The 22367-nt window shown below is 57.6% G+C and carries 17 protein-coding genes and 2 pseudogenes; 2 read left to right on the forward strand and 17 right to left on the reverse strand.

All coding sequences use genetic code 11. The annotated features are described in order from the left end of the window. Window positions 1–48 precede the first annotated feature (48 nt). From PQR02_RS00005 to PQR02_RS00050, 10 genes and pseudogenes are all read right to left on the reverse strand, one after another. Window positions 49–1113: an HAD family hydrolase gene (locus PQR02_RS00005; RefSeq protein ID WP_408223592.1), complete on the reverse strand. Its 1065-nt coding sequence runs from the start codon at window positions 1111–1113 to the stop codon at window positions 49–51. A gap of 262 nt (window positions 1114–1375) precedes the next feature. Continuing rightward, a complete protein-coding gene (locus tag PQR02_RS00010) occupies window positions 1376–1726 on the reverse strand; it encodes a hypothetical protein (RefSeq protein ID WP_408223595.1) in 351 nt (116 codons plus the stop codon). Between the two features lie 35 nt (window positions 1727–1761). Continuing rightward, a complete protein-coding gene (locus tag PQR02_RS00015) occupies window positions 1762–2502 on the reverse strand; it encodes a hypothetical protein (protein ID WP_408223598.1) in 741 nt (246 codons plus the stop codon). Beyond that, entirely contained in the window at window positions 2502–3482 is a 981-nt protein-coding gene (locus tag PQR02_RS00020) for an AAA family ATPase (protein WP_408223601.1), read from the reverse strand. Before PQR02_RS00020 ends, PQR02_RS00015 begins: the two co-directional genes overlap by 1 nt. Before the next feature lie 7 nt (window positions 3483–3489). Beyond that, window positions 3490–3729: a hypothetical protein gene (locus tag PQR02_RS00025; RefSeq protein WP_408223604.1), complete on the reverse strand. Its 240-nt coding sequence runs from the start codon at window positions 3727–3729 to the stop codon at window positions 3490–3492. 116 nt (window positions 3730–3845) lie between these two features. Next, window positions 3846–4106, reverse strand: coding sequence for a hypothetical protein (locus PQR02_RS00030; protein ID WP_408223607.1), 261 nt, complete (start codon window positions 4104–4106; stop codon window positions 3846–3848). A 10-nt stretch (window positions 4107–4116) separates the two neighbouring features. Continuing rightward, the gene (locus PQR02_RS00035; RefSeq protein ID WP_408224672.1) at window positions 4117–4668 is read right to left on the reverse strand and encodes a ParA family protein; all 552 of its coding nucleotides are present in this window, start codon (window positions 4666–4668) and stop codon (window positions 4117–4119) included. 35 nt (window positions 4669–4703) lie between these two features. Next, a pseudogene (locus PQR02_RS00040) lies at window positions 4704–4790 on the reverse strand (hypothetical protein); the annotation flags it as partial. A gap of 126 nt (window positions 4791–4916) precedes the next feature. Beyond that, the gene (locus PQR02_RS00045) at window positions 4917–5126 is read right to left on the reverse strand and encodes a helix-turn-helix transcriptional regulator (RefSeq protein WP_408223610.1); all 210 of its coding nucleotides are present in this window, start codon (window positions 5124–5126) and stop codon (window positions 4917–4919) included. Window positions 5127–5482: 356 nt separating this feature from the next. Further along, entirely contained in the window at window positions 5483–6682 is a 1200-nt protein-coding gene (locus PQR02_RS00050; RefSeq protein ID WP_408223613.1) for a tyrosine-type recombinase/integrase, read from the reverse strand. Between the two features lie 783 nt (window positions 6683–7465). On the opposite strand from PQR02_RS00050, the gene PQR02_RS00055 reads away from it, so the two are divergent. Next, window positions 7466–8830, forward strand: coding sequence for a tyrosine-type recombinase/integrase (locus PQR02_RS00055; RefSeq protein ID WP_408223616.1), 1365 nt, complete (start codon window positions 7466–7468; stop codon window positions 8828–8830). 90 nt (window positions 8831–8920) lie between these two features. Beyond that, a pseudogene (locus PQR02_RS00060) lies at window positions 8921–10102 on the forward strand (tyrosine-type recombinase/integrase); the annotation flags it as partial. A gap of 368 nt (window positions 10103–10470) precedes the next feature. On the opposite strand, the gene PQR02_RS00065 reads toward PQR02_RS00060, so the two are convergent. From PQR02_RS00065 to PQR02_RS00095, 7 genes are all read right to left on the reverse strand, one after another. After that, window positions 10471–13458, reverse strand: coding sequence for a type I restriction endonuclease subunit R (locus PQR02_RS00065; protein ID WP_408223619.1), 2988 nt, complete (start codon window positions 13456–13458; stop codon window positions 10471–10473). Then, window positions 13451–14620 (reverse strand): restriction endonuclease subunit S, encoded by a 1170-nt coding sequence (locus PQR02_RS00070; protein ID WP_408223622.1) that lies wholly within the window; start codon window positions 14618–14620, stop codon window positions 13451–13453. Before PQR02_RS00070 ends, PQR02_RS00065 begins: the two co-directional genes overlap by 8 nt. A 1-nt stretch (window position 14621) precedes the next feature. Then, on the reverse strand, window positions 14622–16139 hold the full coding sequence (locus PQR02_RS00075; protein ID WP_408223625.1) for a type I restriction-modification system subunit M: 1518 nt from the start codon (window positions 16137–16139) through the stop codon (window positions 14622–14624). After that, window positions 16139–17632 (reverse strand): type I restriction-modification system subunit M, encoded by a 1494-nt coding sequence (locus tag PQR02_RS00080; protein ID WP_408223628.1) that lies wholly within the window; start codon window positions 17630–17632, stop codon window positions 16139–16141. The genes PQR02_RS00075 and PQR02_RS00080 overlap by 1 nt, the downstream gene beginning before the upstream one ends. 65 nt (window positions 17633–17697) lie before the next feature. Then, window positions 17698–19083 (reverse strand): DNA-processing protein DprA, encoded by a 1386-nt coding sequence (locus PQR02_RS00085; protein ID WP_408223631.1) that lies wholly within the window; start codon window positions 19081–19083, stop codon window positions 17698–17700. After that, window positions 19083–21161 (reverse strand): RecQ family ATP-dependent DNA helicase, encoded by a 2079-nt coding sequence (locus PQR02_RS00090; RefSeq protein ID WP_408223635.1) that lies wholly within the window; start codon window positions 21159–21161, stop codon window positions 19083–19085. The genes PQR02_RS00085 and PQR02_RS00090 overlap by 1 nt, the downstream gene beginning before the upstream one ends. Before the next feature lies 1 nt (window position 21162). Then, the gene (locus PQR02_RS00095; protein ID WP_408223638.1) at window positions 21163–22068 is read right to left on the reverse strand and encodes a helix-turn-helix transcriptional regulator; all 906 of its coding nucleotides are present in this window, start codon (window positions 22066–22068) and stop codon (window positions 21163–21165) included. Between the last annotated feature and the right edge of the window lie 299 nt (window positions 22069–22367).

The following is a 22367-nucleotide window of genomic DNA, read 5'->3' on the forward strand; positions in this document are numbered from 1 at the left end:
GGGTATCCGCATCCGGCCGGTATATGTTCAGCCTTCGTTGCCTTATTTCTATTGACGCCGTAGGTGGATTGCCTGCATACCAGCGGCCCGTGCGCCCCGGTAGTCCGCCCTCAAAGAGTCACCGATCATGAGCGCGTTTTCAGGGGAGACACCCAGCTGCTCACACGTCCAGCGAAAAATCCGACGATCTGGCTTCAGATAGCCTACTTCGAACGACCCGGCGAATACATCTGGCCCAACCGGGAGCAGCGCGAGAAGCGGGGCCGCGTATGGCTTTGCCAGATTGGACGCGACCGCGACTTTGATACCGCGCTCACGAAGGCCGGCAAGTACATCGGGAACTTCCGGGTAAAGCTCAATGCTCGCAAGCTCCGCGGCGAGGTCAGATTCCAGCGCCTCCATGACTTCCGACCTTGGATGGAGTCTCAACGCCGCGGCTCCTTCGCGCAAATCCAAAGGCTGCGTCATGACGGTTTCTCGCGCGGGCCAAAAGTCTCTTCTCGCGCCCAGATTAAACAGGCGAAGGAATGGCTTGCGCGGGCTCGCAATCCGACAGAGTGTACCGAATGCGTCGAAAATAACGGCCTGCACATCGTCGCCGAGCCTCACATCGGCTAGCGTGGGCACGACCCACGGCAGAGCCTTGGGCCTGTGACGGAGTTGGTTGAACGCATACAGGTTCGCGCGGGCATCATGCAGCGCGTGGTGGGCACTTTCTCCGGTGGCTACGAAATAGGCTTCGTGCTCGTACGCGTCGCGCTTGTTCCAAACGTTTTCCGTTTTCCAATATTTTGGAAAGCACCCGCCGAGCAGGTGTTCGAGCAATTGCCAATCTCCCTCAAAGTCGTAGCAGAGCATCGGGCGCGACCTATCGGGCACGTTGTACATCCAACGCAGTACATCGATTCGCAGCTGCGCAGGCGACATGGCTCTGCTTGAATACCGTCTGAGCTGCGGCAAAACAACCTCGCGCACAAATTCACTGCACAGCGGACGCTCGAAATCAATTAATTCACCGTAAAACTCGCGCGCGTCCTCCCCCACGATTGCAAGACTGATAAGCTGGCTTCTGTCGAGGGAAGTACATTCAGTAGTTAGAAAGTATCGCGTCATTCTCCAACTCCGATTGCCCGCCAAGGCCGAAGTATCCGGTGATTCAGGGGCATCCGATCGCCGGCAGACGGCATGATCTCTTTGGACATTGAGACGTGGACGGGCCGCACTCCAACCGAAAACAACCGTTCAGCCGTCGTACGTGCGTCGTTCGCGTCGAACGTTTCCCCGGTCGAGAAAAGCATGCCGAAAATCACCCTCTCGTTGCCTTCTTGGCGTAGCGGGATCCACTGGCTGGCGTCATCGAATGGCTTTCCCATGCTCAGGCCCATACATGACGCAAGCTCCCCATGACGATCCGGCGCAGGATCCAGAAGTTGAAAGCGAAGTCCACGATCAGGGCGAGGATGCCACCTCCTTTCAACATCCAGAACCAAGATAGAAGCATTCCCAAGGCACCAATGGCTGTGGCGATTGTGGCCACGGTCAGATCTTTGCCGACCTGCCCGCTACGTGCAAAAATCCGGCCGGCAGTGGTAAGGGCGATGAATGCCCCGAAGAACATACCGATCAGCGGAAGGGTGAAAAGGACGGCGAGAAAAGCGATCTGCATCATCTCGGCCCGCTTCGCGGTCTGTTCGCCCGACACGGTTTTCGCGATTTCCTGGGTCATTTGTTTTCTCTTTCAATGAATTGATGACGTTGGTATCAGGCCAATGTTCCCGCGAACGTTCGCCAGTTCTCATGTCGCGCAAGGGCCAGGGCTGGCAGGCCGTCGTTGCGGATCAGACTCGCCACGGGTGGGAACTGCGCCATGAAGTGGCTTCGCAATACTTCCGGTAGCGCGTCGAGCACGATGAAATCCGGCGCCTCGATGTCGCGGTCTGGGCTCGGGTAATCCAGCAAACCATTGCCATACTCCTGGATTTGGGCAGCATTCATCCACTCGAAGCGCTCGCCGCCTTCGAGCAGCGCTTCGATCACGGCCTCACGTGCTTTCGCAAGCTGCCGCTCGCTCCAGCCGTGCATACTTTGGCCGTCGCGGATGGCATTTTGGACCTTCAAATCTTCGACCTTTTTCGCCTTATCGAGCATGCCACGCTGAAGCAATTTCACGCTGTTTTCCAACGACTGGACACGCTGCGTCAGCAAGTCCTTCTCCTTCTCTCTGTCGACCTCGCGGGCTTCATTGATCCGGCTTTCCAGCTTCTGCACGCGCCGCTCCATATGCAGGACCATGCGCTCAACATCGGACAAGCGATTGACCACGGCATCAGGGCTTCTTAGGCGTTCATGCGCTGCGTCGACTGCGATTGCGTCGTCATCGGTTTTCATCGCCGCGTGGATCTGGTGATCCACCTCGAACAGGCCATCCTCGGCCGCATTCACGCCCGCGTCATCGTCCGCAAGAACTGCATCCACGAGTTGATCAATCTTGTCTTTGCTCATCACACAAACCCCATGCGCACGCTCGCGCGTTCTTGTTTCATTGCGGGAATCATCGCCGGCGTGATCTGCCCGCCGGTGTGCAGCGCGCGGCCGACCATCATGCGCAAAAGGCGATCGACGTCCCGCCCGCTTTCAAGCCCCGCCACGAGTACACCCACGACGGCATCGGGTAGAACCGGCGCGATCCGGGTACGGACAGCCGGGTGTTCGTCCAGCAGCCGGCCGTACATCCGGCCAACCAGCATGGCCATCTCGGCCTCGTGAAGCGGCCGGATCTCGAAGACATTAAAGCGCGAGCGGAGTGGCGCACTCAGGTCGGTAATGTCGTTCGCCGTGGCGATCCAGTTGATATGCGCGGCGTTGATACGGACCTCGGGAAACGACGCGTCTGCACAGCGTTCCGCCGTGCACCGCTCGAGGAGCGTATACAGGCTCGATAGCGGATCCTGACCGTTGTAGTGCGAGGCCATAGCCTTGTCGATTTCGTCGAGCACGAGAATCGGGTTGATCACGGTGCTATGCGCCATTAGCTTGAACACCGCACCAGGCTGGGTGTTTCCCCAGTGGGTGTCGCTCCCGCCCAGCATCGCGCCGGTCTGACGTTGGTTCATTGCGACGACTTCCGCAGGCAGGCCCAGCACCTTCGCCAATTCCAGGCAAAAGGTGGTCTTGCCCGAGCCCGCCGGCCCGACGAGCAGGATCCGCTGAAAGTCCAGCCCATGACCGGCGGCACCGCCAAAGGCCAGTTCTGCCTCGATCCAGCCAATGATCTCGCTGAAGTTAGGATGATCCAGCGCGAGATCATCGAGCGAAGAAGCCAGGACTTCGGTGCGACCTGCACCGAAGTCCTTCACAGCATGCGCAATCAGTGGCGCAAACCAGCGTTTGTAGCGATCCTTGTCATCGCGGTCATTTGAGCCGACTCGCTTCATGATGCCGGCCAGCTGGCGGATGTTCAGAAATTCGACTCGGTTATCCATGATCGCATCAACCTGCAAGGGGCAGCGACGAGCCACCGACATCGAACAGACTATGTTCGAGAAGTCCGTGCAAATACACTGATGCCAGTCGGTAGTCCACCCAACATGTTGCCGCCAGTTCTGCGTAAGCGAGCGCCGGGAGTGTTTCAGGTTTGATTTCCTGTCCGTTGCCCAGCTGAGAATCAAGCGTGATCAGCGGCATACCTCGATGGTTACGGCAAACCGTATATTCCAGCGTTTTCTGCATACGCCCCCTCCCATGAGTTGGGCCACGCGAGTTGAGTTAAGTCACTCAGCGTTGAGTCGAGTCGAGTCGAGTCGAGTCGAGCTGAGCTGAGCTGAGTTGAGTTGAGTTGAGTTGAGTTAATCCAGTATTCGGTCTTGCAGGTCTTTCACTATCAGCGCGCGCACGTACTGCGCGCCCGTGAACCGCAGATCGGCTGCTCGAAGCTTCACGCGCTCGTGCAGATCGGGCGTGAGATCCAGGTTTAGACGAATCGGTTTCAGGGGACGTGGTTGCTGTTGCGAACGGACCAATCCGGCACTACCGGCGAATTCTTCGGTGCTGCACGGAGGCGGCTCGGTTGTTGCGGCAGGCAGTGGGAGCTTAAATTTGCTGGTCATGTGAATCCTGTCAGCTAAGGTCGAAAAATTCCTGCGCCAGAAGCTGGATCTCCGCGCGCGCCTGGCTGTTGTCGAGTTCGGTGACTCCCTTGCCGGCCAGCAGCGCATCGCGATACACCTTGCGGTCCCGAATGATTGTGTCGGCCAGTTCAAGCTGGTCGAACTCGGCCAACAGCTCCTTTGCGTTCTCGACTTCACGAATTACCGGGTTGGATGGAGCCATGGACAGGACCGCAGCTGCCTTCAATTCCGGATTCAGTCCGCGCGCTAGACCGATCAACTCGTTGACCTTCGGGAACGTCTCCAGGTCCGCCTGACTGGCCTTGGTTGGCACGAGCAGCAGATTCGCAACAGCCATTGCAGAGCGCATTTCGTGCGAATCTCGACCGCCTGCGTCAACAAGGACAACCTGATAACGACGTGCAAGGTCACGCAGCGTCGAGACAACCTCGCCCGTGCGCTGGACGCACGGCACAACGGGCGTGTGGTCCGCCTCATCCCGCCGCTCGACAAACCGGGCCGCAGTCGCCTGCCCATCAGTATCGAGGAGGACGACGTCCACGCCCTGGTGGCCAGATGCACGGCCAGATTCGTGGCAATCGTCGATTTGCCTACGCCCCCTTTTTCTGCTGCGACCAGCAAAATCATTGTTACCCCTGAATGAGCTGAGTGACTCATCGGCATGCAGAGCCACTCCGGGTTGAGTAACGCTCCTCTGAGTTGAGTTACGCTGAGTGCATCCTATTTGCGAGCGCAGGCGGGTCGGAAGGCGAATTAGGCAAATTTCAGGAAGGCAGCCCAAACTCTTCTTTAATTCTCCGCGCGATAAGTGGCGGGTGAGGTGAGAAAATCGTCAATATCAGCTGCTCGCCAGCCGACAGCGCGTGGCCCTAGCTGGACAGCAGCCGGAAATGTCTTATCTCTGATACGTGCGTAGATCGTAGAACGAGACAGCCCGGTCGCAACTTCTACTTCTCTGCGTCGCAGGATCGTTAGTCCGAGTTGGATCTGTGCCACCATGTTTTGCTCCTAGTGAATTTCCCCGGAACACACCGGAATAACTGCATGCCATTTGCGAGCGCAGCATGGCCGGAAGGCGAATTAGGGGAATTTCAGGAGGACGGTCCAAGACTGCAACGGCGATCGAAGGGGCTTGGAGGCGGTGGTCGAGTGATCGGCTAGGAGCCGAGTCATGCCCGTGAATGCGTGCACTAGATCTGGCGTCGGCTCGAGGCCAGCCCCTGTCCAACGCGTTTTTAAGCGGCTTGCTGGCCGGGTGTCGCTCTCAGCTCACCGGGTTCGGCATCGGCCATGCGTCTGCTCGGCCTGACACGGTCGCGATAACGCTCCGGTTGCCGCCTCATCTCTCGTTAGTTCTAAACCGGGTTGGTGTTTGCGCCGGCTTTCAGCTTGTCCAGATAGTCGGCCCACTGCTGCATCATCGCGATGCGATCGTCAATGAACTTCGTCCGGTTGTATGCCGTGCCGAGAGCATCAGGGACCCTGTGCGCAAGCTGATGTTCGATCACCTCGCTCGGAAAGCGCAGATGTTCGTGCAGGATCGTGCGTGCCATCGCTCGAAAGCCGTGGCCGGTAATTTCCTCTTTGGTATCGAACCCCATTCGCCTCAGGGCAGCGTTAATCGCGGCGCCACTCATCGGCTTCTTAACGTCACGTCCTGGGAAGACATATTTGCGTTGGCCCGTCAGCGCGTGCAAATCGCGCAAAATCACGACGGTTTGAGTCGCGAGTGGTACAAGGTGCTCGGTCTTCGTCTTTGAAACGGTGTAACGCCACTGTGCTTTGTCTAGGTCGAATTGCGTCCATTGCGCCGTTCTCAGCTCGCCGGGACGGACAAACAGCAGCGGAGCGAGACGCAAAGCGCACTGAACAACAAAGGTTCCTTGAAAGCCGTCGAGTGCCCGCAGCAAGCCCGCGACTTCGGCGGGCTCCGTCACGGATGGGAAATGGGTGTGTCGCGCGGGTGGGAGTGCGCCTCTTAGGTCAGCACTTACGTCTCGCTCCGCCCGCCCAGTCGCGACCGCATATCGGAACACTTGGCCACAATTCTGATGAACTCGATGAGCGGTATCGAGCGCGCCGCGTGCTTCGACCCGACGCAGCACAGTCAGCACTTCAGGGGCTTTGATTTCCGCGATCGCCCGACCACCCAGCCATGGGAACACGTCCTTCTCCAGGCGTCCCATGATTTTTTCTGCGTGGCTGGGGGCCCAGCCCGGTGCTTGTCGTGCATACCATTCGCGCGCCACAGCTTCAAAGCTGTTCGCTGCACGCTCGACCGTTGCCGCTTTCTGCACCTTGCGTTCAATACTCGGATCGATACCCTTGGCCAGCAGTTTGCGAGGATCATCCCTGTGATCCCGCGCGTCCTTCAAACTCACGTCGGGATAGACACCGAGAGAGAGCCGCTTCTCTTTGCCCCCAAATCTGTATTTGAGGCGCCACCACTTGCCCCCCGTGGTGGAAACTTCCAAGTACATGCCGCGCTCGTCAAACAGACGGTAGAGTTTGTCTCTCGATTTGGCGTTGCGAACCGCTATGTCGGTCAATGCCATTTTCACTCCTTCATGGGTACACCGCGCGTTGCGTCCAAAAACGCGAAGCTCGGCAGTTTCCGATGGACTAAGGTTCGCTCTGTGTGCCCCGATCCGACTCGAAAGCGCTCCGTCGCTATTCCAACAACCGCGCGTTGCCGCTTCGACCCGTGTGTGGTTCTTCCCGGAGAGTTTCTGCTCCGTCGCCGAGTCCGGGCTCACTACCGCGACAAGCACGGCCCGAGCTTGCTACCGCAGCCAACTTGCAGCCGCAAACGTCAATCACGGGTGAATGCTGGGCGACACTCTTTCTCACCACTGCCGAACCAGTACTCGATCCGCTGGTGCTCGCCATTAGCCTGAGCGACGGGCGACATATTACACTGTCACCGATGGAGGTTTCGGTCAGAGGCATTTGGGGAATACAGCATTGCATGGGCGAAAGGTTGCCCCGAGAGTGTTCCCCCCACGGGGGCAGATGTCAATGGAACAGCTTGGACGTTGCTGGAAATAAAAAACCCCGCGAGCCTTGCTGGCTGCGGGGTTTTCGGACTTTCTCGGACATCTTAAGAACTGTTAGTGGTGGGAGGAGGAGGATCGAACTCCCGACCTTCGCATTGCGAATACGAACAAGTCGAGGTTTCTTGAGATGGATTAGCATTGCCGATAAACCGTAACCCATTGTATTTCAAACAATAATTCGCCACTGACCTGCACGGGCTTGTTGATTCAGATACCTCCATTGCCGCATAATCCGGTTACACAGCGGTTACACGGAATTGCTGACAAAATGAGGGTGGCTGGATGGCGAAGGTCAATTTCACTGCAGCTCGGGTAGAGGCGCATCGCTGCGCCGACGATAAGTCGCAGTCGTTCCTGTGGGACAGCAAGACACCGGGGCTAGGTTTGCGCGCTACAGCTGGAGGAGCCAAGGCGTATGTCTTCCAAGGGAAAATACACGGCTCGACCGTCCGGATAACCATTGGCGATCCACGGAGTTGGACCATCGATCAGGCGCAAGAACGAGCGCGCAGCCTCCAAACGCTCATCGACCGTGGCACCGATCCGAGGGAGCGCGAGGCCGAGCAGAAGGCAGCTCACGAAGCGCGACAGACTGCCAAGAAGCGTCAGGATGTGACGGTCGGCGAAGCATGGGAACAATACCTCGAGCACCTTCGGACGAAAATCTCCCCGAAAACCAAGAAACCTCGGTCGGAGCGATACATCATCGACCATATCAACCTATCGTCGCCGGGTGGCGGCATCGCCAAGCGCGGCGGCAAAGAAAAGGTACGGGGGCCGTTGGCGCCGCTGCTGACGCACCGCCTGACAGACATCACGGCGGCTTGCATGGCGGACTGGCTCGAGGTCGAAATATCCCGAGGACCGACCAATGCAGCTCATGCGTTCGGGCTGTTTAAAGCCTTCATTCGATGGAGCCAGACCCACGAGACGTTCGCGGGAATTGTCTCCCCTGATGCCTACGCTTCTCCCAAGGTAAAGGGGATTCTTCCTCGAAGTGTCGCAAAGGACGACTGCCTTCAACGCGAACAGCTATCCATTTGGTTCGAAGCAGTACGTGGCATCGCCAATCCCGTAATCAGCGCATACCTTCAAGGCCTCTTGATCACCGGCGCCCGTCGGGAAGAGCTGGCCGCACTGCGTTGGGAAGACGTGGACTTCCGCTGGCGCAGCTTGACCATGAACGACAAAGTAGAAGGCACTGGCGGCCGGACAATTCCGCTCACGCCCTATTTGGCGAGCCTATTGCGGAATCTTCAGCGTTTAAACGAAATGCCCCCAAATAAGCGCCAAGCTGCTCGTCTCTCTGACAGGGGCCAGCAGTGGGAGCCGCCTGAGTGGGTGTTCGCCAGCAAAACCGCGTCGGACGGAAAAATAGCCGAGCCGCGGCATGCGCACAATCGAGCGTTGGCGCCGACAGGTTTGCCGCACATTTCGTTGCATGGCCTGCGCCGGTCATTTGGCACGCTGTCGGAGTGGGTGGAAGTTCCGGTCGGCGTTGTCGCACAAATCCAAGGACATAAGCCGTCCGCAATTGCTGAGAAACATTACCGCCGTCGCCCTCTCGACCTGCTGCGCAAATGGCACGACAACATCGAAGCCTGGTTGCTTGAGCAAGCGAAGATAAAGTTTGAGCCGTTGAACTGAATGATCCGGGTCGGACGGAATCCGGTCCGTTGGCATCACGTGAGACACGACTAACGGTTTCGTGGTGCCTGACATAGACGGAGGTGCCTCATGCCTCTTACCGACCTGGAAGTTCGCCGTGCCGCACCGCGAGAAAAAACGTACCGAATTTCGGACGGGCGCGGAATGTATCTTGAAGTTTCCCCGTCCGGCGGAAAATACTGGCGCCTCAAATACCGGTTCAACGCCCGGGAGAAGAGACTGGCGCTTGGTGTCTATCCTGACGTGACGCTCGCGCACGCCCGCAGAAAGCGCCATGAGGCGCGGGCGATACTCGCGGACGGAATCGACCCAGGTCAAGCCAAGAAGGAGAGGAAGCGGCTCGCCCGACTCAATGCGGCAAATACATTCGAGGCTGTTGCGCTTGAATGGTTCGAGATGCAAGCGCCCACGTGGGCCCCCAGCCACTCAACGAAAGTCATTGGGCGGATCAAGAAGGACGTGCTTCCACGGCTTGGATCTCGCCCAATCGCAGACATCACGGCGCCCGAAGTGCTCGAGGTGTTGCGACGCGCCGAATCGCGCGGCGCCAATGACACTGCGCACCGCATCCTTCAAACCTGCGGCCAGATCTTCCGCTACGCGGTAGCAACTGGGCGCGCGTTTCGTGACGTAAGCGCTGATCTGCGTGGGGCGTTACGACCCAATCGGCACACGCATTTTGCATCCGTCACGGACCCTGCCAAGGTGGGCGAGATGTTGCGGGCATTCGACGGGTTCACAGGTACGCCCGTCGTCGGGGCAGCATTACGGCTGGCACCGCTGCTGTTTGTCCGCCCCGGAGAGCTACGGCAGGCGGAATGGTCGCAATTCGATTTTGATCAAGGCGAGTGGCGTTACATCATCTCCAAGACCAAGACCGAACATTTGGTGCCATTAGCTACCCAGTCGATCGAGATCCTACGAGAGCTTCACACGCTGACAGGGCGCTGGCGCTTTGTATTTCCCGGGCGCGATCGCAGAAAACCGATGAGCGCAGCAGCAATAAACGCCGCGTTGCGCAGGCTCGGATTTGATACGAAAACCGAGATCACAGGTCACGGGTTCCGGGCCATGGCGCGAACAATTCTGCATGAGCGCCTTGGATTCCCCGCCGAAGTCATCGAGCATCAGCTCGCCCATAGAGTTCCCGATACACTTGGCGCCGCGTACAACCGGACTAGATTCCTTGACGATCGCGTAACGATGATGCAGGCTTGGGCCGACTATCTAGATTGGTTAAAGACAGGTGCACCCAGTTTAGCTTTCGATGTAAGCCGTTCCGGCTTAGCGAAATCGGTTCGCCTACTCAGACAGGAAGATGTCCGACGCTTGCTCGAAGCGCTTATTGCAGATCCCGGCCTGCAAAGTGCTCCCTTCAGCGCATTCTCGTTGCCGACGGAAAAAAGCTCCATCACTTCGACGAAAGAATCGGGTACAAACAGTTATCCTGAACTCCTATTAAGGTGTCGTAACGCGTTCGATTTCATGGTCGTCTTGGGCTTGTTAGCAAATATCCAGCCGAAATAAAATGCGTCACGTCCCGATCACATGCTTAATTCTGCAGTTCTAATAGCCGAAGCTTCATAAAAAAGCAGAGACTTGTCGCAGATCCTACCGCCTTAGTAATACTGTCTGATGTAGCTGTACGCCTTCTCGAAAAGCTCCTCGTCCGCGTGCAGCTTGTACTTGAAGAGGGCCTTGCGCAGTGCCTTCTTCACCTCACGCTCGCCGGCTTGCGTTCCCTGCCAACCGGGGAAGCGCACCAGACGCACGATCTCGTCGATATCCGCAACCACGCGTTCCACAATGATTGGAGTCTCGGCCGTCTTGACCTCGTTGAACAACTCGGTCAGCGCCGCCTTGCCGCGATCCTCATCTTCTTCAGGCGGGACCTCTTTTTCGGCTTGCAGTGTTTCCTTGGCGATCTCTAGCAGCTGTTTCAAGAACTCAACGCTGTTCACCTGACCTGATTCGAATCGATCCTTTAACGCATCCAGACGTTCCGACAGCTTCTTGAATTTGAGATTGCCTCCGTGGCCGCGGAGCCTGCGCTTGAGCTTGATCTCGATTTCCTTGGCTTTCTTCGGCTCAGGATTAGAGAGCACCGCCTCAAGCAGATCTGCGTCCAACACTAACGTGTCGAGATCATCGCGCACCGCATCGACATGCACATTCTGGTGAATCAACTCGATTGTCTTGGCGCCAAGCGAATGCCAGATCAACTTACCGTGGCCGCTTGAGGGCTGCACCGACTGGTACACCTGCGACAGCCACTTGTAGTCCTTCTCATAAGGTCCCAGCATTCTGTCTGGCGACAGTGCCTCCCAGATCTTGTTAAGGACGCTGTATTCGGCGGCAAAATTGTCTCGTACCTCGTTGTTCGGTAGGCACTCCTGCGCGGCGATTAGACCCTCGTAGCCTTGCTGTGTGCGGTCACAGCCGCTGAAAAATGTCAGGCACTTCTGCATCGCCTCGGGCAGCTTGTCCTTGAGTTCCTGGATGTTACTGACCACCTGTTTGACACTTTGGTCATCAAACTCTAACGCCGCCGCCACGTCATCGAAGATACCAAGGTAGTCCACGATTAGGCCGTGCGTCTTTTGCTCTGAGTAAGTGCGGTTCACCCGGCAAATTGCCTGGAGCAGCGTGTGATCGCGCAGCGGCTTGTCCAGGTACATAGCCTGCAGGATGGGCGCATCGAAGCCGGTCAACAGCTTCGCAGTGACGATGATCAGCTTAAGCGGGTCAGCGGGATCGCGGAAACGGTCCAGCAGCCGCTCTTCCTCATCGCGTGTGCGGTCATAAGCGGCGTATTCCGGATGATCCTTCTTGTCGGACGCCTGCACCGACATGATGATTTCGGTAGCCTCGGGCGGCAGCAGCTTGTCCAGTTCGATCTTGAACAGCAGGCAGGACTCCCGATCGAACGTGACGATCTGCCCCTTGAACTCATTGGGTTCTACCTTAGTTTGGAAGTGCTCGACAATATCCTCGCACACCTTGCGGATGCGCTCGGGTGTCTTAACCAAGACTGCCATCTTGGCGGCGGTCTTGGCCAGGTTGTCCTTGTCAAGGTCCGACAAGCCACCGGTCAAGTCCTTGTAGGCAGCATCGAGGGCTGCCTTGTCGATGTGCAGATCTATCAGGCGCGGCTCGAAGTGTAATTTCAGGGTGGCGCCATCGCGGATCGATTCCTCGAAACCATAGCGGCTCATGTAGCCCTTTTCGTCCTCTTCGGCACCAAACGCGTAGAAAGTGTTTCGGTCAGCGCGGTTGATTGGCGTGCCGGTTAGGCCAAACAGAAAGGCATTGGGCAGGGCCTCGCGCATCTTGCGACCCAAGTCACCTTCCTGTGTGCGGTGGGCTTCATCCACCAGCGCGATGATGTTGCTGCGGTCGTTCAGGCTGCCCGTGGCCTCGCCGAACTTGAAGATTGTCGTGATGATAATCTTGCGCACATCTTGCGCCAGCAATTGCTGCAGCTTCTCCCGACTGTCGGCTTTCTCCAGATTGGGAATATCCGCTCCGGTGAAGGTACTTGTGATCTGGCTGTCGAGGTCGATCCGGTCCACCACGATCAGCACCGTCGGGTTCTTCAGCCCGGCGTGCATACGCAGCTTCTGCGCGGCGAACACCATCAGCAGCGACTTGCCCGAACCCTGGAAGTGCCAGATTAGGCCCTTCTTGGGGTAGCCCGCCAGTACACGCTCAACAATCTTGTTGGCCGCTTCGTATTGCTGATAGCGACAGATAATCTTGATGCGGCGTCTCTTTTTGTCCGTGGCAAAAAGAGTGAAGCTGCCAAGGATGTCCAGCACCACGTGTGGCCGCAGCATGCTTTCGGCCGACAGCTTCAGTGATTTCAACGGGTGGTGTTGGCCGTCATCGCCGTCGCCATCGAGATGCCACGGGCCCCAATCCTTGACCGGCAAGCCAATGGAACCGTAGTGGTACGCCTTGCCCTCGGTGGCCACCGAGAACACGTTGCAGACGAACAGCTCGGGCACGAACTTCTCGTAGTCATCATGCACTTGCACCGCGCCATCGACCCAGCTGATGCACTTCTTAACGGGCGTCTTGGCCTCGATCAGCGCTAGCGGCAAACCATTGATCAGCAGCACGAGATCAGCGCGGCGCTCAGTAGGTCCTGCACGGTAGGTGAATTGCTGTGTGACGATGTACTGGTTCTGCGACAGATCATCCAAGTCGATCAGCCGTACCGGCACGTGCTCGTTGTTCCGGCCGAATGGCATAGAACGCTCGCCGCGCATCCAGGCGGTCATCTCTTCGTTGGCGCGGATCAAGCCGTCCGAACGCACCGACAGCACGATGGCGCGCAGCTTGTAGAGCACCTCGTCTGCTCTCTCCGGCAGAGCGGCGATCTCCGGGTTCAACCGGATCAGGGCATTCCGCAACCACTGTTCTACGAGCACTTCCTGAACTTGTCTTGGCACGTCAGAGGGCTTGGCGTAGCGCCAGCCGATGCCTTTTGAGCTCTGCGCGTAGCTGGCCGCCGACGTTTGAATAACATCGGCAGACGCAGCGTTGTCAGGGCCTGCAAGCAGGTCGCGGACGTATGCTTCGACAGCGTTGGATTCGTTAAACACGCAGTCCTCCGAGTGCCAGCTCGCGAATGGTGCGCAAAGCAGTCGCGCTCTCTTGTCTACGACTTTCCACGGAATCTACAACACTTACATACTCGCTAATCTCATCAATGAAACGGTCCTGCACTTCGAGCGGCGGCAAGGGAAGTTCGAACGCCTTGAGAGACGCGAGAGTAATCGTCTTTTGAGCCAGTCCCTCGGCTCCCCTCGCGCATTGCCACTGCCCATTAGGTGAGTTCAGAAAGTGGTACAGATACTCCCCTCTGATCTTTGACTCGTTTGAACGTAGGATGCCAATATGGCGCTGAAACGTAAACGGTCTATCCCAATTTACAAAGACTGGGACACCATAACTCCCAACTAACGTAAGCAAAACGTCACCCTGTTGCGGCTTGAACGATTTTGTTAGCGTTTGATACTCGCTTTCAGATACCCATTTTTGGACTTCCCAGTCGATCTTTCCTGAAGACAGATTGGAGACGAGAAGAAAAGGAACTCCTGACTCTGAAAAATTCGGCGGTTGATGAGTCCCGTCTGTGATGCGCACACAGGCATCACCAAACTTGGCACGACCATAATTCGTCGCAGCTGTAGCCATCCTCTCTGTCACCACGGAGGACAATAAAGTCCTCGCAGACTCTGCCGCATGGTCGTAAGCGTGCAGCGATACCTGAAGCGCTTCCAATAGTTCCAATATTCGCTTTTGCTCATTCAACGGTGGCAGCGCAAACTCTTGCATAGCCATCGTTTTCCAGTTGATTGTTGGCGACAGCGAACCAACAGAAATCTCAACCGCGCGACTCATGAACAAATCGCTCTGCATGAAGAACGGCAGGAATTCTGGAAGCACGACCTCAGGCTTAGCCCGCAACACCAAAGCATGCGCCGAGCAAATCCCGTCGAACTCAGCTATGCCTAATTTGCGCTGATAAGCGCGGCGCCGGCCGAAAATGATGTCCCCCTTCTTGAACACCAGCTTGGTTGCTTCGACATCGTCGGGCGTCCCCCAGCGGCGGATTTTCAGCGAGTCGGCATCCAGATGTTCGAGGCCAACGTAGTGCTCCATACCGGACTCGGACGGGTTGTCGATGCGGACATTGACATTAGTCGCTATCTGGTCAAAGCGACAGACCTTCCAGCCCTTGAAGTTCTTATTATCAGACACGTCAGACGTCTCCTGTGATCAGTCCATCCAGCGTTTCCACGAACGCGTCCATCTGCGGCCAGAAAGCCCGACCATTCGTTTGCCATTTCTCCCACGAGGAACTCAGCGATACAACATCGCCGTTGCTATCTGTTGCAGGGGCGGTGGCTACGCGCTTCACAAACAGCGGGATCGATAGATTGCCCGCATTGCGGCCGATCTCAGCCAGAGTGGCGACCTTTGCGAAGCTAGGCACATCCGCAAAGTCTTTATAAGCGGTAAGAATGCGCTCTTGGTGTTCGGATTTGAGGAAACTCTGTGCACGTTCTCGGGTGACCTCGTTAACCGCGTCGATGAAGATCACTTTGCCCTTGCGTGTAGCCGTCTTGTCGCGATTGCAGATGACGACGCACGACTCCATCGGGGAGTTGTAGAACAGGTTAGGACCTAAACCGATCACGGCCTCCACCCAGTCCTTCTCGATCATCTTGGCGCGCATTGCCTGCTCTTCATTACGGAACAGCACGCCGTGAGGCCAGAGCACGGCACAGCGGCCTTTGGCCGTGAGGCTGGCCATTATGTGCTGTTGGAAGGCGTAATCGGCACGGCCCTGCGGCGGGGTGCCAAGGGTATTGCGGCCCCACTTGTCACTGCTCCAAGCCTCGCGGTTCCACTGCTTGATGGAATACGGTGGGTTTGCCAAGATCACATCGAACTGGCGCAGGCGGTCACCGTCGATGTGCTTCGGGTCGGCTAACGTGTCGCCACGGATGATTTCGAAGTCCTCCACGCCGTGTAAAAACAGGTTCATGCGGGCGATGGACGAGGTGATGAGGTTGCGCTCCTGCCCGTAGAGCTTGAGCGTACGATATTCGCCGCCGGAGCGCTTCACTTCGTCCAGCGCCGAGATCAGCATGCCGCCGGTGCCGCAGGTAGGGTCGTATATCGACTCGCCAGCCAGCGGAGCCAGCAGTTGTGTCATCAGGTGGACGACGGTGCGATTGGTGTAGAACTCGGCTGCGGTATGTCCCGAATCGTCCGCGAATTTCTTGATCAGGTACTCATAGGCATTGCCTAGCTCGTCCTCTGGCACGTTAGCCACCGACAGCGTCTGGGTCGAAAAGTGCTCAATGAGATTTTTCAGCGTTTCGTCAGGCAAACGCTCGCGGTTGGTCCACGGTGCGTCACCGAAGATGCCGTCAAGCAATTCTGGGTTGGCTGTCTCGATCGCGCGCATGGCCTTCTGAATCGCGGCGCCAACGCTCTTTGGGACCTGACGCACATCATCCCAGTGCGCACCCAGAGGGATTTGGAAACGATGGTTCTCGGCGAACTGGGCGTAGGAGAGATCGCCATTTGAGTTGGCCAGCGCCACCTGATATTCTTCGTCCCAAACATCCGAGACGCGCTTGTAGAACAGTAACGGGAAAATGAACTGCTTGTAGTCACCGGCGTCGATAAGGCCGCGCAGCAGCACGGCGGCGCCCCATAGGTAGCTTTCCAGTTCTTGCTGATTGATTCGTTTGCTTAGGCGGTTCATTACAGCCATCCCCCTTCACTCATGACTTTCGCGAGCCTTCCTTCGGCCTCGCGACAGCGGGTGAGCGCATCCTTGAACGCCGCGATCGCGTCAGGCATCGGAGGAATGTCTTCTTGAAGCGGCGGCAGCACGTAGCGCGAGACATTCAGCGTCCAGTCTTCGGCTTTGATCTCGTCGAGGCTAACCACCCGGACTGCGTTCTGCACATCGGAGAAGTCACGATACCAGCCAAGGATGTCCGCTGCATGCTCGGGCTCCAGATAGTTCTGCGCGCGGCCTCGACGGAACAATTGTGAGGCATCGGCGATCAGCACCTTCTTTTTGTACTTGGCCGGTTTGCGCTTGCGCAGGACCAAGATGCACGCAGCGAGCCCGGTGCCGTAGAACAAATTGGGCGCGAGCCCGATCACGGCCTCGATAAAGTCCATCTCCAGCAGTCTCTGGCGGATACTGCCCTCAACACCCTTGCGGAAAAGTGCTCCTTGAGGGAGCACCACGGCCATCCGGCCGGTCACATCAGCCATCGACTTGACCATGTGCTGCACCCAAGCGAAGTCACCGCTCGAGGAGGGCGGCAAACCAGCAAAGTTGCGACCAAAGGGATCATTCAACCATAGGTCCTCGCCCCACTTCTCCAGCGAGAATGGCGGATTGGCAATCACGCAGTCGAAAGTGGCCAGCCTATCGCCTTCGAAGAAGGCAGGGTTGCGCAGGGTGTCACCCCGCACCACCTGAAAATCCTCGATACCATGCAGAAACAGGTTCATCCGTGCGATGGATGAGGTGGTGAGGTTCTTTTCCTGTCCGTAAAGCCTGCCCCAAAGACGTTTGACGTCGCCGTGCATCTCTTTGACGTGCTGGACGGCAGCGAGCAACATGCCACCGGTCCCGCAAGCCGGATCGTATATAGTCTCGGCTTCATTGGGATCGAGAATGTCGATCATCAGCCGCACCACGCTACGCGGAGTGTAGAACTCGCCGGCCTTCTTGTTGGTAGCGTCCGCGAACTTCTTGATCAGGTATTCATAGGCATCACCGAGCAGGTCCGAGTTGACGTTCTTGTTTCCAAACGACAACCTAGAGAAGTGTTCGATCAGGTCCTTGAGCAGCGAATCCGACAGCCGGTCCTTGTTCGACCACTGTGCATCGCCGAACACACCATACAGCGTTTCGGGATTGACCTTTTCGATCTCGCGCATTGCGCGCTGCAGCGCTGCACCCACGTTGCTGGCTTTGGTGCGGACGTCATTCCAGTGGCAGTCTTCCGGAATCTGGAAGCGGTGAGACTCCGGGAACCAAGCCAGTTGCTCATCGCCGGTCTCGTCGATGATATCCTGATATTCCTCGTCCCAGACGTCGCAGATACGCTTGAAGAACAGCAGCGGGAAAATGTAGGTTTTAAAATCAGCCGCATCCACGGGACCACGCAGGATATTGGCGGATTCCCAAAGGTGACCTTCGAGCTGACTAAGGGTGATTTGTTGGTTACTCAAGCGGATGGACCTTCCATATCGATGCCGTCACACTGCGGCTTGTGTTCTTGTTTGGTCTCCATCGATTACTCGAACAGACGCTTCGACTTGACGACGTAGCCTGCTGGCTTCTTCTGTTTTTCCAATACACCTTCGTCTACCAGACGCTGTAACCATGTCTTGGCCTGCGCGCTTGAGACTTCCAGTGCGGCGGCCACTTCGGCTTCTTTCATCGGCGCACTCAAGAGCTGCTGAATGGCTTTGCGCACGGCTGCGAAGAGCACTTCAGCTGGGGGCGATGCCGTCTGTGGAGATTCTTTGGCCTCGACTATCGGCAAACCTTCTTCTGCTGTGACTGGAGGCAGTTCTACAGATGCCGCGGCTCGTGGTTGCGCACCTGAACCAACGTCGACAGATTCCGATGGCGTGCTCTCGGTCTGGGGTACGGGTGCTGTGTGCAAGGCGTCGGTTGCTGATGCCCCATCGTTCGAAAACAGCGAGAGGCCCTCCTGTGGAAAGTCCGTCGACGTCGATATCGGTACGTTGAACACCGCTTCGAATGAATCCACGTCTTGCGGGCTCGGCCACGGAAGTGCACCTTTCTTTCGCAAACCATCCAGTCCTGCGGAAGACTCACCGGTCGATCGAACGAAGACTGAAACGAACTTGAGCTTATCGAGCTGCTCGGACGCACCCGCCCAAGTACCGCCCTTGTTGAAGTCAGAACTCACCACGAGGGAGGCATTGGCCAAGGCGTAAATTAGCTTGTTCCGCTGCATGGCATTGCCAACGTTGAATCCGGCGCTCGGGTCGTAAGGCGAAATCAGAACTAGTTGACCGTCCAGCAGCAGGTTGCGGTGCTCGCGGTTCATAGTTGTCTTTTCCAGACTGTCGGCTAGAACACCGCAGACTTTGCCCCCCGCTCCAAGCGCACCACGCATGGCGGCCTGATCGATGCCTTTTGCCCCGCCGGAGACAACCGTTCTGCCAGCACGTGCAGCCAGTCGCCCAACGGACATCGTGTAGTCGATCAAGGCGTCGTCCACATGGCGCGATCCGACGACGGCAAGTCCACCTGTTTCCAGCAGGCTCATGTCTCCACACCCATAGAGCACCGCGGGCGCATCTTCACGGAGCCGGGCTTTCAGCCGGCGCGGATACTCTGCGTCAGCACGACTGACCACCCAAATGGCGCGTGCTTGCCAACGCTCGATCACCTGGCTCAGCAGAAATCCTCGTCCTAGCAACCTCTGCAGGCGACTTTCGTCAATCACCGGGTGACACGCACGCAGCACTTCCGTTGCGTCCGGGGAAAATAGATCGGCTGGCTGGCGTTGAATCTCGCGCAGATGGCGGGCGAGGCGTTTGTATTCGCCGGGCGAGAGCAGATCAGGGGACGCAGCGCCACGTCCGGCAATAAGCGGCGCCGTCAGCAGCAGAATCGCCTGCGTGTTAGATGAAAGGACTGACATCATTCGTCGTGCCCTGTCTGAGAGAGGGCGATCGGCCAAACCTCGCCACTACCGCCCTTGCGGAGGAGCCACGCAGACACCGTGAGCGTCCAGCGCGAATCGACCATGTCATCAACCATGAGAACCGGGCCTGGAGGGATAGCCTGGCCGTTGAGTGTAAGCGAGCCATCAATGTTGCGCGCCTGTTGGGTACTGTTTGCCATCGTTTTTTGTTCAGGTCTTGCATCTGTTTTCACAATGACCATATGAAACGGCAGGTTGAGCGCGGCAGCCAGGCGCTGCGCAAAATTCGGTACCAGATCGGGATGCCGCAATGAAGGAATGCAAGTCACCCACGCCGGGGCCGGCTGCGGATTCCACTCCTGAATCATCTGCACGCAGGCAAAAACCAGCTCATCGGAAAAATGACCATCGTGATATTTGCCTTGCCGTACCAAGCCGCCCCAGCCGGCATCGCCCCAAATGCATAACGCTTTGCCGGACTCAGCCTGATGGTCGGGCGCAATGAGTCCCTTGACGCCGTATTGGAGCATCCCGCCATCAGGCCATTTCTTGCGCGGCGCTATGGGCAAGCTGGTTCGACGAAGAAATGCGACAGCCGCCTTCACCAGTTCGGCATCTGCTGCTGTTGGCAGTGGAGGCAAAGCAGGCTCCATGACACCGCTCGCATCGCCGTCGAGCGCCTTAATCAGAAAGCCCATGTGGTGGCCGAACGGCAGACTGACGTAATCCTGCATCTGCTGGTGTTCATCCCGTCGCAGCGCAGTGAGTCGCTCCGCTCGATCCCAAAAAGCTTCGCTCAGCGTTGCCGCCGTGAGCTGCCACTTGGTGCCTTGCTTGGCAATGGGCGCTGGCGATTCCAGAGAGAGCAATGCGATCGTCTTCTCGACGCGCCCCTTGCTCAGGTTGACCCGACTCAGCAGCTCTGGGACGGACAGGCCATTGGGCTCCTTCTCGAGTGCCCCCAGGACATCGGCGACTTCCCGACGGGTCGGGAAAGCACTCCGAATAAACCAATCAGTGATTTCGGACTCCTCCTGACCGCTGAGCAGCACCCCGTAGGCAGAGTCCAGCGCACGTCCCGCACGGCCAACTTGTTGGTAGTACGCGACCACTGAACCCGGCATCTGGTAGTGGATCACAAACGCCAGATCGGGCTTGTCATAGCCCATACCCAAAGCCGTTGTGGCAACCAACGCCTTAACCTGGTTGTTGAGCAACGCCTGTTCGAGTTCGTGTCGACGGTCGCCGGTTTCGCCGGTATAGGCCTCTACATTGAAGCCTTGCGTCCTCAGCCATTCAGCGACTTGATTAGCGTCGCGGACCGTCAATGTGTAGATGATCCCGTGGCCTTGAAGCAGCGTGAGTTGCTCTGCCAGCCATGCAAGACGCTCGGCTTGACTTGGCAGACGGATTGTCTGTAAAGAGAGTGACGAGCGATTGAGATCGCCTCGGGAGACATCGAGCTTGGGCCCAAGCACCGCAGCGAGATCTTCCATAACCCGATTGTTCGCCGTTGCCGTAGTCGCGAGGAGCCGAACATTGGGTGGCAGCGTCTTGACGATCCGTTCCAGAAGTCGGTAGTGAGGGCGAAAGTCGTGCCCCCAATCGGAGATGCAGTGCGCTTCGTCGATTACCAGCAAGGAAACCTGCGCGGCGATACCTGCCAGCACTTGCGTGCGAAAGCGCTCGTTTGCAAGCCGCTCAGGCGAGATCAAAAGAATGTCGATTTCACCTTTCGCCAATTTGGCCTCGACCGCCGTCCAGTCGTCCATGTTGTCGGAGTTGATCGTGGCGGCGCGAACTCCCATGCGTTCAGCTGCGGCGATTTGATTTCGCATCAGCGCCAGCAGCGGAGAAATCAACAACGCTGGCCCGGCGCCAGACTCACGCAGCAGCTTAGTCGCGATGAAATAAACGAAGCTCTTGCCCCAACCGGTCTTCTGAACAACCAACAGGCGCCCTTTACCTTCGACAACGTAACGAATGGCATCTTCTTGGCCTTCACGGAAGGTGGCATGCGGACGCCCGGAGCCGATTCTGAGAAGTTCCAGCGCGCGTTTTGAATCGTAAGCCACGTTATTGGTTTCCTTTGTTCTGTTCGGGCGAGCGATAGCCCGGTGCCAACACCGCGTTCGTGACGCCGTATAGTGCCAGGTGGTCATTCAGCCAGAGCCGGAATTCGTGGCCGCGTAGGCGGTGGTCCGGCGAGCAGTCGACGCTCCACTGCCTGAGGATGTATCCCGCAGTAGCAGCGCGGAGCTTCATTCGCAACGCCCCGCGAACCATGCCGTAATCCATCTCAGTAATTTCGGGACGGGGCTGATCGGGGTGCGGCACCATCTCCAGCTCGACGATCCGGGTCCATTGGATGTCTTGGTCGCTACGCTCATGAGGCTGTACTTCCGCATCCTTTACAAGGATAGGGCGCTTGATCCGGGTGATGACGAAGTCCCGGAACTCTCTGGTCTTACGGTCGAAGGCGCGAACGTGCCAGCGCAGACCGGTATCGATCAGTGAAAAGGGGATGATCTCGCGCTCAGTGCGCCCGCTAGAGATGGAGTGGTACTCGATGCGGAGCGGACACTGCTGGTAGATCGCCCGGGTCACGGTCGCGAGCACCTCCAGATCGGGGGGCGTGAGCCGAGACGGGCTCTCGCTGGCCATCCATGCCTTGAGCTGCATCGGCTCGCCGTCACCGAACCCCTGGGTCAGCCACGACAGCACCCGCTCCGGGGGAAAGTCGAAGACCGGTTGAAACTCCTGCCCAAGGACGTAAGACTTGCCCTTGGAGTCGTAGTCGATGTTGCCTGGAGCCAACTCCCTATACAGGGCCAAGTCTCTTGAGGCGGCGGCAGACTGGATGCCAAACCGCGTCACGAGATCCTGACGACGTATCTCGCCAATGAAGCGCACGCGCAACTCCACAAACGCGAGTCGATCGCGCTGGGAGTGGGTTAGATCTGTGAACTGTTCGATCAGCATCCCCAGTGGCTCGTTCGAGTTAGTTAGTGAATTCTTGCGGACCGGTGGACAGAGTTCTCTGCTTTTGGACGCACATATTAACTCATTGTACGGCGCTTATCCATCGCATTTTGATAAGCATTGGCCAACACTCGTAGCCGTTGCGATGATCGGCTCGTTCAAAAGATCCGCGCCGTTCCGTCCCATAGCACACGCACGATTGGCGGTCAGATGAAGGCGTCCTGCCGCGCGAGACAATTCGGTATCAGGAGGTGGCAGTCGCTGCGGGCATCAGGGCCGTGCAGGCCGAGTAGCGTGCG

Source organism: Paraburkholderia sediminicola (assembly GCF_046026895.1).
Lineage (GTDB): Bacteria > Pseudomonadota > Gammaproteobacteria > Burkholderiales > Burkholderiaceae > Paraburkholderia > Paraburkholderia sediminicola_C.

Coding starts and splice junctions, on each gene's coding strand:
- PQR02_RS00015 (WP_408223598.1), bottom strand. CDS start 2,502: ATGAGCAAAGACAAGATTGATCAACTCGTGGATGCAGTTCTTGCGGAC.
- PQR02_RS00045 (WP_408223610.1), bottom strand. CDS start 5,126: ATGGTGGCACAGATCCAACTCGGACTAACGATCCTGCGACGCAGAGAA.
- PQR02_RS00055 (WP_408223616.1), top strand. CDS start 7,466: ATGGCGAAGGTCAATTTCACTGCAGCTCGGGTAGAGGCGCATCGCTGC.
- PQR02_RS00005 (WP_408223592.1), bottom strand. CDS start 1,113: ATGACGCGATACTTTCTAACTACTGAATGTACTTCCCTCGACAGAAGC.
- PQR02_RS00085 (WP_408223631.1), bottom strand. CDS start 19,083: ATGTCAGTCCTTTCATCTAACACGCAGGCGATTCTGCTGCTGACGGCG.
- PQR02_RS00050 (WP_408223613.1), bottom strand. CDS start 6,682: ATGGCATTGACCGACATAGCGGTTCGCAACGCCAAATCGAGAGACAAA.
- PQR02_RS00020 (WP_408223601.1), bottom strand. CDS start 3,482: ATGGATAACCGAGTCGAATTTCTGAACATCCGCCAGCTGGCCGGCATC.
- PQR02_RS00010 (WP_408223595.1), bottom strand. CDS start 1,726: ATGACCCAGGAAATCGCGAAAACCGTGTCGGGCGAACAGACCGCGAAG.
- PQR02_RS00025 (WP_408223604.1), bottom strand. CDS start 3,729: ATGCAGAAAACGCTGGAATATACGGTTTGCCGTAACCATCGAGGTATG.
- PQR02_RS00030 (WP_408223607.1), bottom strand. CDS start 4,106: ATGACCAGCAAATTTAAGCTCCCACTGCCTGCCGCAACAACCGAGCCG.
- PQR02_RS00075 (WP_408223625.1), bottom strand. CDS start 16,139: ATGAACCGCCTAAGCAAACGAATCAATCAGCAAGAACTGGAAAGCTAC.
- PQR02_RS00095 (WP_408223638.1), bottom strand. CDS start 22,068: ATGCTGATCGAACAGTTCACAGATCTAACCCACTCCCAGCGCGATCGA.